The sequence below is a fragment of the Rhizobium sp. FG113 genome (assembly GCF_057809895.1).
Genome location: NZ_JBMDKV010000017.1, coordinates 16,880 through 31,094 on the forward strand (window position 1 = coordinate 16,880; position 14,215 = coordinate 31,094).

The window sequence follows — 14,215 nt, forward strand, 5'->3', positions numbered from 1 at the left end:
CCACGTTGCACGCCGCGAAGCGGTATACAACCTTAGCGCGGACAATAGAGAACCAGTGTCTTCTTGATAGTTCTATTCGATTGACGTCGGCGGATAACCGGCCTCGATCAACGTGTTACGGATGTCGGCTAGTGGCAGTGTGGATTCGACTTCCACCGTTCGCGTTGCGGGATCCGCATGGATTACTGCCGCCGAGTCGATTTCAAATATCGCTGTCTTGACCGCCCTGGCACATCCGCCGCAGGTCATATTCTGGATCTTGAGTTGCATGAGATGCTCCTTGGTTTCTCTCACGCCCGACTAGGTAGGGCTTCCCATCGTGGGAAGGTCAAGGGTCAAAAGTACAGAATTTTGATAGAAAGTTGAGTTGTCTCAAGCTCGGAGGGAACCTGTTCGTTTCGGCCAGGCGCGACCGCGGTTGCAGGATACACAGTCGCTTCAAGCGATTATGAGATCACAAATAGATAATGGTCCGCATTCGTGAATGCGGACCATCACAACCTCAGCCGATAATCGGGAAATCAAGCGTAGCTTGATACGTTCGAACTTGCGAGCGCCGCGACATTGAGGAGACCGCGTGCCGTGATCGACGGGGTGACAATATGCGCCTTGTTGCTCATACCCATCAGGATCGGACCGACTTCCGTCGCCTTCGCAACCGACCGCAGGATATTTCGCGCTACGGTCGCGGTCTCCGAATTGGAGAACACCAGGACATTGGCACGACCCGAAAGCCGGCCGTCCGGGTAGATGCGGTCGCGGTGCGCAACATCCAATGCGGCGTCGACATGCATTTCACCCTCGTAGGAGAATGAAAGCGCTTCCTTGTCCAGCAAATTGATGGCCTCTCGCACAGTCGTTCCCGACACACTTGCAAGGTTGCCAAATTCGGAGTCGGAAATCAGCGCGACATTCGGTTCGATACCGAAGCGGCGGACGTGGCGCGCAGCCGATTTGGCGATATTCGCGACCTCGGCGCCGGACGGCGATTGATGGACGTGCGTATCGGCAAGGAAGAGCGGTCCATCGTCGAGAATCATCAACGAAAGCGCACCGACCGGTGCGTTCAGGTCATCTGCCAGGATCTGCGAAACGTAATTGAGGTGCCAGTTGTACTGACCGAAGGTACCGCAGATCATGCTATCTGCTTCGCCGCGATGCACCATGAGAGCGGCAATGGCGGTGGTATTCGTGCGCAACACCGTGCGGGCCAGATCGGGGGTGACCCCCTTGCGGCGCATGATCGCATGATAGCTCGTCCAATATTCCCGGTAGCGTGGGTCATCCTGCGGATCGACGATTTCAAAGTCCTGTCCCCTGCGCAGGTTCAGACCCTCACGCTCAATGCGTGCTTCAACCACATCGGCACGACCGATCAGGATCGGCTTTGCGCCAAGCTCCTCGCTGATCGTGCGTGTCGCCCGCAGCACCCTTTCATCCTCACCTTCTGCGAACACGATCCGACGTTCGGATGCCCGAGCGGCCTCGAACACCCGACGCATGATCGTATGCGACTTGAACACCTGCCCGTTCAACGAGGCGCGGTAGCTCTCAAGATCGACCGGACGGGTCGCAACACCAGAATCAATGGCGGCTTTGGCGACGGCATAGGCGATCGTGGGCAGAAGACGGGGGTCGAACGGTTTAGGAATTAGGTACTCTGGACCAAAGCTCAGTCGCTCGCCCTGATAGGCCTGCCCGACTTCTGCAGAAATCGGAGCTCTGGCGAGGCCGGCAATCGCCTCGACGCATGCAAGTTTCATTGCGTCGTTGATTTCGGTTGCACCGACATCGAGAGCACCGCGGAAAATGAACGGAAAGCAGAGGACGTTGTTGACCTGATTGGGATAGTCGGAGCGCCCGGTGGCGACGAGCGCGTCCGGTGAAACCTCCCGCACCTCTTCCGGCATGATTTCGGGATTTGGATTGGCAAGCGCAAAGATCACAGGCTTCGGCGCCATCTTTGCGACCATTTCCTTCGTCAGTACGCCCGGCCCGGACACGCCGAGAAAAAGATCCGCGCCGACAATTGCATCATCGAGATTGCGGGCTTCGGTATGCCGCGAGAACTCTCGCTTCTCGAACGACAAATCGTTGCGCCCGTCGTGGATGACACCCTTGCTGTCGAGAAGCGTGATGTTTTCCTTACGTAGCCCCATGACAATGAGCATCTTGAGGCAGGCGATACCAGCTGCCCCTGCACCGACCGCAACAACCCGCAGATCCTCGATCTTCTTTCCAGAAATCTGAAGTGCGTTGAGCGCAGCGGCAGATGCAACGATCGCCGTGCCGTGCTGATCATCGTGGAAGACGGGGATCCCCATCTTCTCCCTGCAAAGCTTTTCGACGATGAAGCAATCCGGTGCCTTGATGTCTTCCAGATTGACTGCGCCAAAGGTCGGCTCAAGCTTGCTGACGATCTCAGCCAGCTTCTCGGGATCGCTTTCGTTGATTTCAATATCGAAGCAGTCGACGCCGGCGAACTTCTTGAACAGAACCGCCTTGCCTTCCATAACCGGCTTCGATGCCTGGGCGCCGATGTTTCCCAAGCCCAGAACGGCCGTGCCGTTGGAGATCACGGCGACGAGATTACCTTTGGCGGTGTAGCGGGCGGCGTCAGCGGAATTTGCCTCGATTTCCAGGCAGGCCTCGGCGACGCCGGGAGAATAGGCGTTCGAGAGATCCCGCCCCGTCGCCATTGGCTTCGTCGCACGGATCTCGAGTTTTCCAGGGCGAGGAAACTCATGATAGTCGAGTGCTTCCTGGCGCTTGATGCTGCGAGTATTATCTTCGGTCATTTTCTCTCCTCCTGATGTCACCGACCGATCAGCAACGCCATGTCGAGCATGCGATTGGCAAACCCCCACTCGTTGTCGTACCAGCCAAAAATTCTAAGAAGCCCGCCGGTGGCGGACAATGAAAGCTCCGGGCCACAAACGATGAGCGATTCCGGCCGCCCGCGCAGATCTACAGAAACCATCGGCTTGTCGGTCCAGCCGAGAACGTAGGACCGTTGGCAAATGTCCTCGAGCACGCCGTAGATAGTTTTGATATCGGATGCCTTTTCTATGGCGACGGTGATATCGATTGCGGAAACACTGGCAGTTGGAACCCGTAGTGCACGGGCTTCGATTCGACCAGCGAGATGCGGGAGTATTTCACCTAAAAGATGATGTGCACTTGTCGTAGTTGGAACCATCGACAATGCGGCCGCCCTGCTCCGCGCAGGGTCTGCCCTTGGTTGGTCCACGGTGGGTTGGCTGCTGGTGTAACAATGCACCGTCGTCATCTGACCTGCAATGATACCGAATTGCTCATCGACGACGCGAAGCAGAGGTGCGATGGCATTGGTAGTGCATGAGCCGTTTGAGACGATCCGTTGGTCTTTGAAGGAAGACTCGTTGGCGCCGATAACCAGCGTCACATCAGCATCCCGCGCTGGGCCCGATATGACGACACGTCGAGCACCCGCTTTTAGCGCGGAACGGGAAAACGCCACGGCATCACGATGTCCCGTGCATTCCAGGAGGATATCAACAGCTGTCAGATCCAGGTTCCCGATCGAACCGTTGCTGTGATAGGGGATGGCACGGCCGTCGACCACGAGGAACCCGTCCTCGTGAGAAACCCGTCCCTGCCAAGGCCCGAACACACTGTCGAACTCGAACAGGTACGCGGAAATCTCAAGAGGTGCGACGTCGTTGATCATCACAACGTCGAAGTCACCGCTCTTTATCGCAAGTCGAAGAATAGAACGGCCGATACGGCCGAACCCATTGATTGCCACCCTCATGGTTTACATCCTAAAGGCCCGAAGATGATCGAGCTGCCTTTCAGGAGCGAGCGTCCGAACGCAAATCCTTTATGCGCTGCTTTAGGCAGCCCTCCACACAACACTGCTATTACCCCTTGTCTTACAGGTCACCAGAACAGTCTCGCCCTGACTAGAAATCGACCTCAATGGCGACGCCCTTCTGAACCGCCAGATCCACAGCCGCCGACGCCACTGCAAGATCCTGCAGACCCACGCCCGTGCCGTCGAAAAGGGTAATCTCTTCCGGCGTGAGGCGGCCGGTACGGTCTCCGTTGATGACGGCACCAAGTTCGAGAATACGCTGTGGCGTAATCAGGCCCTGGGCTACGGCATGCTGTGCTTCGCCGATACTTATGGACTGTGCCACCTCATCCGTGAAGATCACAGATGCGGCCACCAGTTCGGCCTCGACCTCTTGCTTGCCCTTGGTGTCGGTTCCCATGCAAGCGAGATGGGTGCCGGGGCGAATTTGCGCAGCCTTCAGGATCGGAGAGAAAGACGAAGTGATGGTGATAATGACGTCCGCTTCCGCGCCCAACCGATCAAGATTGACCGCTTCAAACGGAATGTCACGCTCGGCGGCAACCTTTTCCAGGCGCGAGAGAGCCTCGGGATGGAGGTTCCAGCCTATGACCTTTTCGAACGGCCGCTGATCGAGAGCCGCTCGCAGCTGGAAGGTGGACTGATGTCCTGCGCCGACCATGCCAAGGACCCGAGAATCGGGCCGGGCGAGGTATTTGATGGATACAGCCGAGGCCGCCGCCGTCCGAAGTGCTGTCAGCAGGTTGCCACCGACAACCGCGCGGCATTTTCCGGTATCGGCATCGAACAGGAACACGGTCGACTGGTGATTGGTCAGGCTCTTGGCCATGTTGTTGGGCCAGAAGCCTCCGGATTTGAGGCCCAGCGCCAGACTCTCCCGATCAAAACCCGATTTGAAACCGTAGAGCGCGTCCGCGTGGCCGATCGCTTCGCGGATGACAGGGAAATTGTAGGCGGACTTTCTGGCCATCGACGCGAAAACCTGCTCCACAGCCGTGAAGCAATCCGATGCCGAAATAAGTCCTGCAATTTCGCGTTCAGGGACAATGATCATGAGAATTCCTCCCGCTTTTGTGACAATGCCGGGGGCATTAAAAATGCCCCCGGTCGCTATCTCTTATGCTTGGCTTGATCAGTACGCTTTGCCGCGCGCCGAAACAGGCCACAGCGTTTCGACCTTGCCGTTGCGTACCCCTACATACCAGTCGTGAACGTTGCAGGTCGGATCGCAATGGCCGGGCACCAGCCGAAGCTTCTCGTTGATCTTCAGGACGCCGCCCAGATCTTCGACCACACCGTGCTCGTCCGAGCATTTGATGTATTTCACGTCGTCGCGGCCGTAAACGAAAGGAAGACCGCTGTCGACGGACTGCGCTTTCAGACCTGCGTCGACCACAGCGAGGGTCGGCTTGGCATGGCTCATCACCGAGGTCAGAATGAACAGCGCATTCTCCCATTCGCCCTGGTCGATGCGCTTGCCGTCCTTGTCGTGGATGCGGCCGTAGTCGGCGTCCATGAATGCGTAGGAACCGCACTGCAGCTCATTGTAGACGCCGGAATTGGATTCGAAATAATAGGATCCGGTGCCGCCGCCCGAGACAAGCTCAGGTTCAAGCCCTGCTGCCTTGAGCGCTTCGACAGCATCAGTGACCTGAGCGATTGCAGCGTCGAGCTTCGCCTTGCGGTCCTCATAGCTGTCCATGTGCTGCATGGCGCCCTGATAGGCCTGGATGCCGGTGAACTTCAGACCCGGAGCTGCGTCGATCGCCTTGGCGATCTCGAGTACCTCAGGTGTGGTCTTCACGCCGCAACGACCGGCGCCGCAGTCGATCTCGACGAAGCACTCGAGCGTCGTGCCGTACTTCTTGGTTGCCTTGGACAGCTCTTCAACGTTTGCCAGATCGTCGACGCAGACGATAATGCGCGCGCCGTGCTGAGGCAGGAGTGCCAGCCGGTCGATCTTCGCGGGATCGCGGACCTGGTTGGAGACAAGCACATCCTTGATGCCGCCGCGGACGAAGACTTCCGCTTCCGAGACTTTCTGGCAGCAGACGCCGATAGCGCCGCCGAGCTCCTGCTGGAGCTTCAGAACGTCGACAGACTTGTGCATCTTGCCGTGGGCGCGATGACGCATGTTGTGGGCCTTGGCATAGTCGCCCATCTTCTTGATGTTGCGCTCCAGAGCGTCGAGATCAAGGATCAGGCAAGGCGTCTGGATGTCTTTTTCATCCATGCCGGGCAGTGCGGGAACGTCGTATCCGACCTCAAGGCCGGTAAAATCTGCATGTGCGTTCATAGTTCCTCTCCTCAGTTCCAGGGCAGCTTGTCGAGATCGACGTTGCCGCCGGTGACGATGACGCCAACGCGCTTGCCGGCAAACGCCTCGGGATTTTTCAAGATGGTTGCGAGCGGCACGGCGCTGGAAGGCTCCAGCACAATGCGCAAGTGCTTCCATGCGAGCTTCATGGCATCGATGATCTCCTGGTCCGACGCCGTGTAGATTTCGGAGACATGATTGGAGACGAAATGCCAGGTCAGATCCTTCAGCGGGACGAGCAATCCGTCCGCGATGGTCTTCGGTGCATCGTCAGCAATGATGTAACCGGCCTTGAAGCTGCGATAGGCGTCATCGGCCTGCTCGGGTTCGGCGGCGATGACCTTGGTCTCAGGGGCGAGCGTGGACAGCGTAAGGCAGGTGCCCGAGATCATGCCGCCGCCACCAATCGGTGCGACGACAAATTCAAGCCCGTCCGTCTGCTCCACGAACTCCTTTGAGCAAGTACCCTGACCCGCAATGACGCGCGGATCGTTATAGGGGTGAACGAAGTCGCCCCCGGTCGCGGCCTGAACCTTCGCGAAGGTTTCCTCGCGAGACGTCGTCGACGGCTCGCACTCGGTGATCTTGCCACCATAACGGCGGACCGTGTCCTTCTTGGCCTGTGGCGCCGTGCGGGGCATCACCACGTTGCACGGAATTTTGCGCAGCATCGCCGCGTAGGACAGGCACGAAGCATGATTGCCTGACGAATGCGTGGCTACGCCCTTGGCTGCCTGCGTGTCGTCCAGTCCGAAGACGGCGTTGGCGGCGCCGCGCACCTTGAAGGCGCCCGGCTCCTGAAAGTTTTCGCACTTGAAGAACAGCTGGGCACCGCTGAGCTCGTTGAGGTAGTCCGAGGTGCGGATCGGTGTGCGCCGGATATGCGGCTTGATCCGCTCGTGCGCGGCGAGCATGTCGTCGTAAGTGGGAATGTAGATCTCGCTCATTACGCGGCCTTCCTCTGTGCGGTGTTTGCGCTCTGGCGATAGTGTTCCTGAGCGGCCGCAACGCCGGAGCCCAAGGTGATCGGCAAGCCGAGGTCCACCATCACCATTTCGGCCGTCGCAATGCCGGAGAGCGTCATGACGTCGGTCAGGCTGCCGAGATGGCCAATGCGGAAGACTTTGCCTGCGACATCCCCAAGACCCGTTCCGAATGCGACGCCATAGGCGTTCAGCGCATGGGCGACGATCTTGTTGGCGTCAAAACCTTCCGGTGTGCGGATGGCGCTGACACTGTCGGAATAGAGTTCAGGACGGGCTGCGCAGAGCTTGAGGCCCCATGCAGAGACTGCGCGGCGGACACCCTCGGCGATCCGGTGGTGGCGCGCAAATACGTCGTCCAACCCCTCCTCCAGCAGCATATCGGTCGCCACTTTAAGGCCATTCAGCAATCCGACCGGCGGCGTGTAGGGGAAACCGTTGTTGGCGTACCCCTTGGCCATGTCGCGAATGTCGAAGAACGTCCGCGGCAGCGTCGCGGATTCAACGGCGGCCAGCGCCTTGGGTGAGAAGCCGACGATGGCGAGGCCCGGCGGGAGCATGAAGCCCTTCTGCGAACCCGTCACGGCAACGTCGACGCCCCACTCGTCCATGCGGAAATCGTAGCAGCCGATCGAGCTGACGCCATCGACAAAGAGCAAGGCAGGATGCTTTGCGTTGTCGAGTGCCCTGCGAACAGCTGCAATGTCCGAACGTACTCCGGTTGCCGTCTCGTTGTGCGTTGCAAGGACAACCTTGATTTCGTGCGCCTTGTCGGCCGTCAAGATTTCCTCGAACTTGTCGGCAGGAACGCCTTCGCCCCATTCCTGCAGGACGACCTGAACATCGAGACCATGGCGCTGGCACATATCGATCCAGCGGTGGCTGAACATGCCGTTGCGGGTTGCCAGGATCTTGTCACCCGCAGACAGGACGTTGGTGATCGCGGTTTCCCACCCACCCGTGCCGGTGGACGGGAAGACGAAGACCTCGGACTGCGTGGTCTTGAGCACCTTCTTCACGCCTTCCAGCGCGGGGTGCAGGATCTTTCCGAAAAGCGGGCTACGATGGTCGATCGTCGGCATATCGACGGCCTTGCGAAGCACCTCCGGAATGTTCGTCGGGCCTGGAATGAAGATTGGGTTTTGAGTGCTCATTGGCGGCTCCTCCTTGGTTATGAATATTGCTACCATGGCCAGGACAATAAGTAAATTTTTTTGAAATCGTTTTTCATTTGAGCATGAAAATTAATTTAAGTTAGCAAATACAATAATTTATAATTTTTCATTGTTCGCAATCCCATTTCATGCGCATATTTTTTATGGGCTCGAACGAGTCAGAACGAGGATCACATGCAGCAACCCCTTCGCAAAAGAGGACGTCCCAAAGGCGCGAAACCCGAGCAGCCAGCCGCCGGGATCCAGGCACTCGATCGCGCGCTTGACGTGCTGGAGGCGCTGGCTTCACACGAGGGCATTACCCTGACGGAACTGGCTGATTTCCTGGATCAGTCACCGGCGACCATGCACCGCGTTCTAGCGACCCTTGAACACAGGCGTTATGTCGAGAGTAACACAGAACGGCAGGAGTGGTTCGTCGGTCCTGAAGCATTCCGTCTTGGATCGGCATTTCTGCGACGAACGAATATCGTGGAGCGCAGTCGCTCCGTTATGCGTGATCTGATGGTCAAGACGGGCGAAACGTCGAACCTCGGCATAGAGCGGGATGGGGACGTCCTGTTTGTAAGCCAGGTCGAGACGCATGACACGATCCGTGCGTTCTTTCCGCCGGGGACACGTTCTCCGCTTCACGCTTCAGGGATCGGCAAGGCGCTGCTTAGTGCTTTCGACGAAGAGCGGCTGGGCGCTTTTCTCAAAACGGCGAAGTTTACGCGGTTTACCGACAAAACGATCGCCAACGCCAACGAATTGCGTGAGGCAATCCAACAAACGCGGCGCCGTGGTTTTTCGTTCGATGATGAGGAGCGAACGATTGGCATGCGGTGCGTTGCGGCATCTATCGTCAATAGCTACGGTGAAGCGGTCGCCGGTGTTTCCGTTTCAGGTCCGACGATCCGGATGCCTGACAATAGAGTACGGGAAATTGGCCACCTCGTGTCGGAGGCGGCCAATGAGATTTCCCGGCAACTCGGGTCGCCTGCTCTTGCCAGTCCTCGGGCGACGGACTGATGAGGTTCTAATGCCAGAATTGAAGCAGAAGCGGCACCATCAGTGCAGTAAACAACCCGTTCAAGGCAATCCCTACCGCAGCAAACGCGGCGGCGAGTTCGCTACGACCGGCGACCTGCGCGGCCGCAACCCCGCTTCCGGCTACCCCGGCCGCGAGACCATGCGCACGCCAGTCGCGCACCTTGAGCCGCTGCAGGATAGCCTGGCCGACAACCGCGGCAATAATGCCTCCAAGGATAGCCAGCGCCGCAGTCAGAGCAGGCACGCCACCAATTTCGTCCGACACAGCCATGGCGATCGGTGTCGTTACGGCTTTCGGCGCAATCGACAAAGCAACGTCGGGTGTCCCGCCGAGAGCCCAGACGATCGCCACGCCGCTGACAACCGAGGTAAGCGAGCCAGCGATCATCGCAGGACCGACGCTGCGGACGTCCCGCCGGATCAGATCGAAATTCTTCGCAAGCGGTATTGCCAGCGCCACGGTGGCAGGTCCAAGCAGGAAGTTGATGAACTGAGCACCGGAGAAGTATGCGTCGTAACTGGTGCCCGTCAAAAGGACGATCGCAGATACCACGATGATCGCCAGCAAAACCGGGCTCACGACGGGCGAGTCTCCGAGTTGCTTTTGAAGCCGGGCGCCAGCCAGATAAGCTCCGATCGTAATGACGAGCCATACAAGGGGTGTGGCGGACAGCGGGACCCAAAGATTGAGAATTGCATCGCTCTTGATCATTTGCCTGCCACTCCTTCGCTATCGTTTTTCGGGCTCTGTCGATGCGAGAGCCAGTGCATCATCACTCCGGTCACCGCCAGGCTGAGAACGGTCGATCCGAAAACGCCGACGACAATCGGCAGCCATTCCGTTTCGATCACCTTGAACTCGGAGATGATCCCGACGCCCGCCGGAACGAAAAGCAGGCCCATGAACCGGATGAGGAAATTCGATACCGATGTCAGGTCGGATCGTGTTTCACGATCGGCCTTGCCTTCCCCTCGGAAGATCAGAACGGCGGCCAGGAATATCATCCCGATTACCGGCCCTGGGACCGGAAGGGAGAAAACACGGCGAACCAGTTCACCGATAAGTTGGCATCCAACAAGAATTAACATTGCGCCCAGCATGGCAGCGTCCATTCAGAATAAACAAAAGGAGAAAACGCTGTATTTCGTCAGGGCTTTTACTCCGTTCACTACGACTGTTTTCAGGTAATGCGGTTCTAAGGGACTAGAAACGTCTCTGTACGCAAAAGATTGTTGCGCAAAAGGGAGCGCTCACCAGATGGATTATTTCGCCGCAATGGGCGCCTTCGTGCGTTCCGTAGAGCTCGGGAGTTTCTCGAAAGTTGCATCAGAAAGCGGCATGAAAGTGTCCACGGTTTCCCGCTATGTGGCGGCGTTGGAGTCAGATCTTGGTACGGCACTGTTTAACCGCACAACACGGCGGCTCAAGCTGACCGAGGCGGGGAACGTCTTTTATTCAAAGGCCGCGCAGGTGCTCGCCGACCTCGAGGAGGCGCGGCAAACCACGTCATCCTTGAACGGGCGTCCTCAGGGGGTGTTGCGCATCAATATTCCAAGCGCCTTTGGCAGGCGCCACATCATGCCCTTCATGAAAGAGTTTCTCGAGCGTTACCCCGAAATCACACTCGACGCGACCCTTACGGATCTCACGGTCGATCTTCTGGAAACGGGTACTGACCTAGCCGTGCGAATAGGCGCCCAGCATGATTCTACTTTGATCGCTAAACGGCTGTCCACACAGCGTAGGCTGTTGGTGGCCGCCCCGGAATACCTGGAGGCCTTCGGAACTCCCAAGTCACCCGACGAGCTATCGGAGCATGAATGTCTCACCTTCACGGTCGGGCAGACCGTTCACTGGTATTTCAAGCCAACCAATGAAGCCGGTACCATCATGGAGGAAATATCTGTCAGCGGTCATCTCAGAACCAACGACACGGAGGCGCTTCGTGATGCGACCATTGCCGGACAGGGTATCGCGCTTTTGCCGACTTGGTTGATCGCTGACGACGTCAGGGCAAATCGCCTCACGCCCTTGATGGTCGAGATGAACTGGAATATCGCAGCAGACATAGATTCGCCGATTTGGGGAGTCTACGCTCCGAAAAAGGTCGTTTCGCCGAAAGTCAGGGTATTTCTCGACTTTATAGTGCAGAAGTTCGGAACGCCGCCCTATTGGGAAAATATCTGACCTCCATGTATGTGCCTTTCAGACACTACCCATTTCGCAAGAGTTATTTGCCGGGCAGGTCGTAACCGTCCTCTTTATCTCAAGGTAATCTAGCCTCTATCCACGGCGGGGATGGCGCTGCGCATAGCGCGGCGACATCGTCCCGAATGAAGGAAAGGAGAGAGGCTATGTCAGATACACCCGAGGTTCACCGGAGAAATTTTCTCAAAGGTGCACTTACCGCAATCCCCCTTACGGCATTTGCAACCACGCCGTTCGACAACATGTCGGCGCGTGCCGACGAGCTAAGCCAGAATACATACACCCCCACATACTTCAATGAAGCCGAGTGGAGCTTCATCCAGGCCGCGGCCGATCGCCTGATCCCTTCGAATGAAGATGGTCCCGGCGCCTTGGACCTGCACGTGCCGGAATTTATCGACAGGCAGATGGAAACGGACTACGGCCACGGTGCGCGTTGGTACCTGCAGGGCCCGTTCCATCCGGAGTCGGATTTCACACTCGGCTACCAGATGCGCTATGCGCCCCGCGAGCTTTATCGTGTCGCGATCAAGGAACTCAATGAATACTGTCGCAAGACCAGCGAAAAGGATTTCGCTGAGCTCGATTCAACCGCTCAGGACGTGGTTTTGACCGCGCTTCAGAAGGGTGAGATTACACTCCCCAGCGTCAAATCTGACGAGTTTTTCTTGCAGCTGCTTGCCAACACCAAGGAAGGCTACTTTGCTGACCCCATGTACGGCGGAAACTACAAGATGGGCTCGTGGAAGATGATCGGTTTCCCGGGCGCGCGTGCCGACTTCACGGACTGGATGAAGAAGCCAGGAACGGCCTATCCCCTCGGCCCCGTCTCAATCCTTGGTGAGAAGGCGTAATAGCAGATGACTACAGTTATGAAATCCGTCGACGCCGTCGTCATCGGCCTCGGCTGGACAGGCTCGATCCTGAGCATGGAATTGGCGAGCGAGGGCCTCAATGTCGTCGCGCTCGAGCGCGGCGAGAACCGCAACACGTCGCCTGACTACACCTACCCCAAGGCCGTTGACGAATTGAAATACGGCGTCCGTGGCGAGCTCTTCCGCAAGCTCTCCCTGGAGACGGTCACGGTTCGGCACAAGATGGGGGACACGGCCGTCCCGTATCGTCAATACAATGCGTTTCTTCTGCCGGACCATGTCGGCGGAGCCGGAACCCATTGGAACGGCCAGCTTTACCGCCCGTCGCCAGAGGACCTAAAATTCTTCAGCCACAATGTCGAGCGCTACGGCAGGAAATTCCTGCCCGATGACATGACCATTCAGGACTACGACGTCACGTTCGACGAGCTGGAGCCGTTCCTTGACAAGTTTGAGCATCTTAACGGTGCTTCAGGAAAAGCAGGTAACATCAATGGCGTTCCGACCGAAGGCGGCAATCCCTTCGAAGGGAAGCGCTCTCGAGAATACCCGACGCCGCCTGTCGCCGATACCTACGGGGCACTCCTGTTTGCAAAGGCGGCCCGTGAACTCGGCTACAAACCATTCCCGCAGCCCTGCGCAAACTGTTCGGAACCCTATACGAACTTCTATGGCGTGCGGCTCGGTCCTTGCAATCTCTGCGGCTTTTGCGAGCGCTTCGGCTGCTATCTCTATTCCAAGGGCTCCCCACAGACGACCATCTTGCCGGCTCTGTTCCAGCTCCCCAATTTCGAATTGCGAGCCCAGAGCCACGTTACGCGTATCAACCTCGATTCGACCGGAAAACGTGCTACAGGCGTCACCTATGTCAATGCCGCCGGCGCAGAGATCTTCCAGCCTGCCGATCTCGTGATCCTGTCCTCCTATCAGACAAATAACGTGCGCATGATGCTCCTTTCAGGCATCGGCGAACCATACGATCCCGTCAGTGGCAAGGGTGTCATCGGTAAGAACTACGCCTATCAGATGATGAGTTCGACTTCGTTGTTCTTCGACAAGGATGTACCGATCAATCCGTTCATCGGCGCGGGAGCGGGCGGATCGCAGATCGTCGACGAGTTCAATGCCGACCATTTCGACCACAAGCCACACGGTTTCGTGGGTGGTGCATACATCATCGGCGGCCAGACTGGTGGGCGGCCGATACAGCAGCTTGCCGTGCCAGCAGGCACTCCGAGCTGGGGCGCGTCATGGAAGAAGGCCGCCAAGGAAAACTATCTCCATACGACCAACGTTGTGACCCATGGTTCGGTCATGTCATACCGGGATGCTTATCTCGACCTCGATCCCACGTACCGCGATTCCCTGGGTCAACCACTGCTTCGCATGACGTTCGATTGGCACGATAACGAGTACCGGATGAGCCGCTTCGTCACCGATCGCGCTCTGGAAATTGTCGAGCGAATGAACCCAAAGTCTCATTCGACGCTAATCCGGCAGGCAGGGGATCACTTCAACGTTCGCCAGTACCAGACGACACATACAACTGGCGGTGTGATTACCGGTTCGGATCCCAAGTCGAGCGCGCTCAACAGGTATCTGCAAAGCTGGGATGTTCCCAATCTCTTCGTCACGGGGGCATCTGCCTTCCCGCAGAACTTCGGCTACAACCCGACCGGGCTCGTCGGATCGCTTGCCTTCATGGCCGCCGATGCAATCAGGACGCAGTACCTGAAGAACCCTGGGCCGCTGGTTCAGGCGTGAGGAT

13 protein-coding genes are annotated in these 14,215 nt (G+C 57.7%); 4 read left to right on the forward strand and 9 right to left on the reverse strand.

Annotation, left to right across the window (positions count from 1 at the left end; genetic code table 11):
- Positions 1–72: 72 nt before the first annotated feature.
- From ACODTZ_RS27955 to bhcA, 7 genes are all read right to left on the reverse strand, one after another.
- Entirely contained in the window at positions 73–270 is a 198-nt protein-coding gene (locus ACODTZ_RS27955) for a heavy-metal-associated domain-containing protein (RefSeq protein WP_489029677.1), read from the reverse strand.
- A 251-nt stretch (positions 271–521) separates the two neighbouring features.
- The gene (locus ACODTZ_RS27960) at positions 522–2,798 is read right to left on the reverse strand and encodes an NADP-dependent malic enzyme (RefSeq protein ID WP_489029679.1); all 2,277 of its coding nucleotides are present in this window, start codon (positions 2,796–2,798) and stop codon (positions 522–524) included.
- Between the two features lie 17 nt (positions 2,799–2,815).
- Positions 2,816–3,793, reverse strand: a complete 978-nt coding sequence (locus ACODTZ_RS27965; RefSeq protein ID WP_489029681.1) for a type I glyceraldehyde-3-phosphate dehydrogenase — start codon at positions 3,791–3,793, stop codon at positions 2,816–2,818.
- 151 nt (positions 3,794–3,944) lie between these two features.
- On the reverse strand, positions 3,945–4,910 hold the full coding sequence (gene bhcD, locus ACODTZ_RS27970) for an iminosuccinate reductase BhcD (protein WP_489029683.1): 966 nt from the start codon (positions 4,908–4,910) through the stop codon (positions 3,945–3,947).
- A gap of 78 nt (positions 4,911–4,988) precedes the next feature.
- Complete coding sequence (bhcC, locus tag ACODTZ_RS27975; RefSeq protein WP_489029685.1) at positions 4,989–6,152, reverse strand: 3-hydroxy-D-aspartate aldolase BhcC; 1,164 nt, start codon at positions 6,150–6,152, stop codon at positions 4,989–4,991.
- A gap of 11 nt (positions 6,153–6,163) precedes the next feature.
- Positions 6,164–7,120 carry a beta-hydroxyaspartate dehydratase BhcB gene (gene bhcB / locus ACODTZ_RS27980; protein ID WP_489029687.1) on the reverse strand — a complete coding sequence of 319 codons (957 nt, stop codon included), beginning with the start codon at positions 7,118–7,120 and terminating at the stop codon, positions 6,164–6,166.
- A complete protein-coding gene (bhcA, locus tag ACODTZ_RS27985) occupies positions 7,120–8,310 on the reverse strand; it encodes an L-aspartate--glyoxylate aminotransferase BhcA (protein ID WP_489029689.1) in 1,191 nt (396 codons plus the stop codon). Before bhcA ends, bhcB begins: the two co-directional genes overlap by 1 nt.
- Before the next feature lie 195 nt (positions 8,311–8,505).
- On the opposite strand from bhcA, the gene bhcR reads away from it, so the two are divergent.
- On the forward strand, positions 8,506–9,342 hold the full coding sequence (gene bhcR / locus ACODTZ_RS27990) for an HTH-type transcriptional regulator BhcR (RefSeq protein WP_489029691.1): 837 nt from the start codon (positions 8,506–8,508) through the stop codon (positions 9,340–9,342).
- A 7-nt stretch (positions 9,343–9,349) separates the two neighbouring features.
- On the opposite strand, the gene ACODTZ_RS27995 is transcribed toward bhcR, so the two are convergent.
- Both ACODTZ_RS27995 and ACODTZ_RS28000 read right to left on the reverse strand, forming a co-directional pair.
- Entirely contained in the window at positions 9,350–10,075 is a 726-nt protein-coding gene (locus tag ACODTZ_RS27995; RefSeq protein ID WP_489029693.1) for an LrgB family protein, read from the reverse strand.
- Positions 10,072–10,476, reverse strand: a complete 405-nt coding sequence (locus ACODTZ_RS28000; RefSeq protein ID WP_489029695.1) for a CidA/LrgA family protein — start codon at positions 10,474–10,476, stop codon at positions 10,072–10,074. The genes ACODTZ_RS27995 and ACODTZ_RS28000 overlap by 4 nt, the downstream gene beginning before the upstream one ends.
- A gap of 145 nt (positions 10,477–10,621) precedes the next feature.
- Here ACODTZ_RS28000 and ACODTZ_RS28005 point away from each other — a divergent pair, with 145 nt between their 5' ends.
- From ACODTZ_RS28005 to ACODTZ_RS28015, 3 genes are all read left to right on the forward strand, one after another.
- Positions 10,622–11,551, forward strand: coding sequence for a LysR family transcriptional regulator (locus ACODTZ_RS28005; protein ID WP_489029697.1), 930 nt, complete (start codon positions 10,622–10,624; stop codon positions 11,549–11,551).
- Positions 11,552–11,718: 167 nt separating this feature from the next.
- Positions 11,719–12,426, forward strand: coding sequence for a gluconate 2-dehydrogenase subunit 3 family protein (locus ACODTZ_RS28010; protein WP_489029699.1), 708 nt, complete (start codon positions 11,719–11,721; stop codon positions 12,424–12,426).
- 6 nt (positions 12,427–12,432) lie between these two features.
- Entirely contained in the window at positions 12,433–14,211 is a 1,779-nt protein-coding gene (locus ACODTZ_RS28015; RefSeq protein ID WP_489029701.1) for a GMC family oxidoreductase, read from the forward strand.
- The last annotated feature ends 4 nt before the right edge of the window (positions 14,212–14,215 follow it).

What these genes read in the sequence shown, in the direction of transcription:
- ACODTZ_RS27965 (WP_489029681.1), bottom strand. Translation starts at nt 3,793, where the DNA reads ATGAGGGTGGCAATCAATGGGTTCGGCCGTATCGGCCGTTCTATTCTT.
- ACODTZ_RS28005 (WP_489029697.1), top strand. Translation starts at nt 10,622, where the DNA reads ATGGATTATTTCGCCGCAATGGGCGCCTTCGTGCGTTCCGTAGAGCTC.
- ACODTZ_RS28015 (WP_489029701.1), top strand. Translation starts at nt 12,433, where the DNA reads ATGACTACAGTTATGAAATCCGTCGACGCCGTCGTCATCGGCCTCGGC.
- bhcD (WP_489029683.1), bottom strand. Translation starts at nt 4,910, where the DNA reads ATGATCATTGTCCCTGAACGCGAAATTGCAGGACTTATTTCGGCATCG.
- bhcC (WP_489029685.1), bottom strand. Translation starts at nt 6,152, where the DNA reads ATGAACGCACATGCAGATTTTACCGGCCTTGAGGTCGGATACGACGTT.
- ACODTZ_RS27960 (WP_489029679.1), bottom strand. Translation starts at nt 2,798, where the DNA reads ATGACCGAAGATAATACTCGCAGCATCAAGCGCCAGGAAGCACTCGAC.
- bhcR (WP_489029691.1), top strand. Translation starts at nt 8,506, where the DNA reads ATGCAGCAACCCCTTCGCAAAAGAGGACGTCCCAAAGGCGCGAAACCC.
- ACODTZ_RS28000 (WP_489029695.1), bottom strand. Translation starts at nt 10,476, where the DNA reads ATGGACGCTGCCATGCTGGGCGCAATGTTAATTCTTGTTGGATGCCAA.
- bhcB (WP_489029687.1), bottom strand. Translation starts at nt 7,120, where the DNA reads ATGAGCGAGATCTACATTCCCACTTACGACGACATGCTCGCCGCGCAC.
- ACODTZ_RS27995 (WP_489029693.1), bottom strand. Translation starts at nt 10,075, where the DNA reads ATGATCAAGAGCGATGCAATTCTCAATCTTTGGGTCCCGCTGTCCGCC.
- ACODTZ_RS27955 (WP_489029677.1), bottom strand. Translation starts at nt 270, where the DNA reads ATGCAACTCAAGATCCAGAATATGACCTGCGGCGGATGTGCCAGGGCG.
- bhcA (WP_489029689.1), bottom strand. Translation starts at nt 8,310, where the DNA reads ATGAGCACTCAAAACCCAATCTTCATTCCAGGCCCGACGAACATTCCG.
- ACODTZ_RS28010 (WP_489029699.1), top strand. Translation starts at nt 11,719, where the DNA reads ATGTCAGATACACCCGAGGTTCACCGGAGAAATTTTCTCAAAGGTGCA.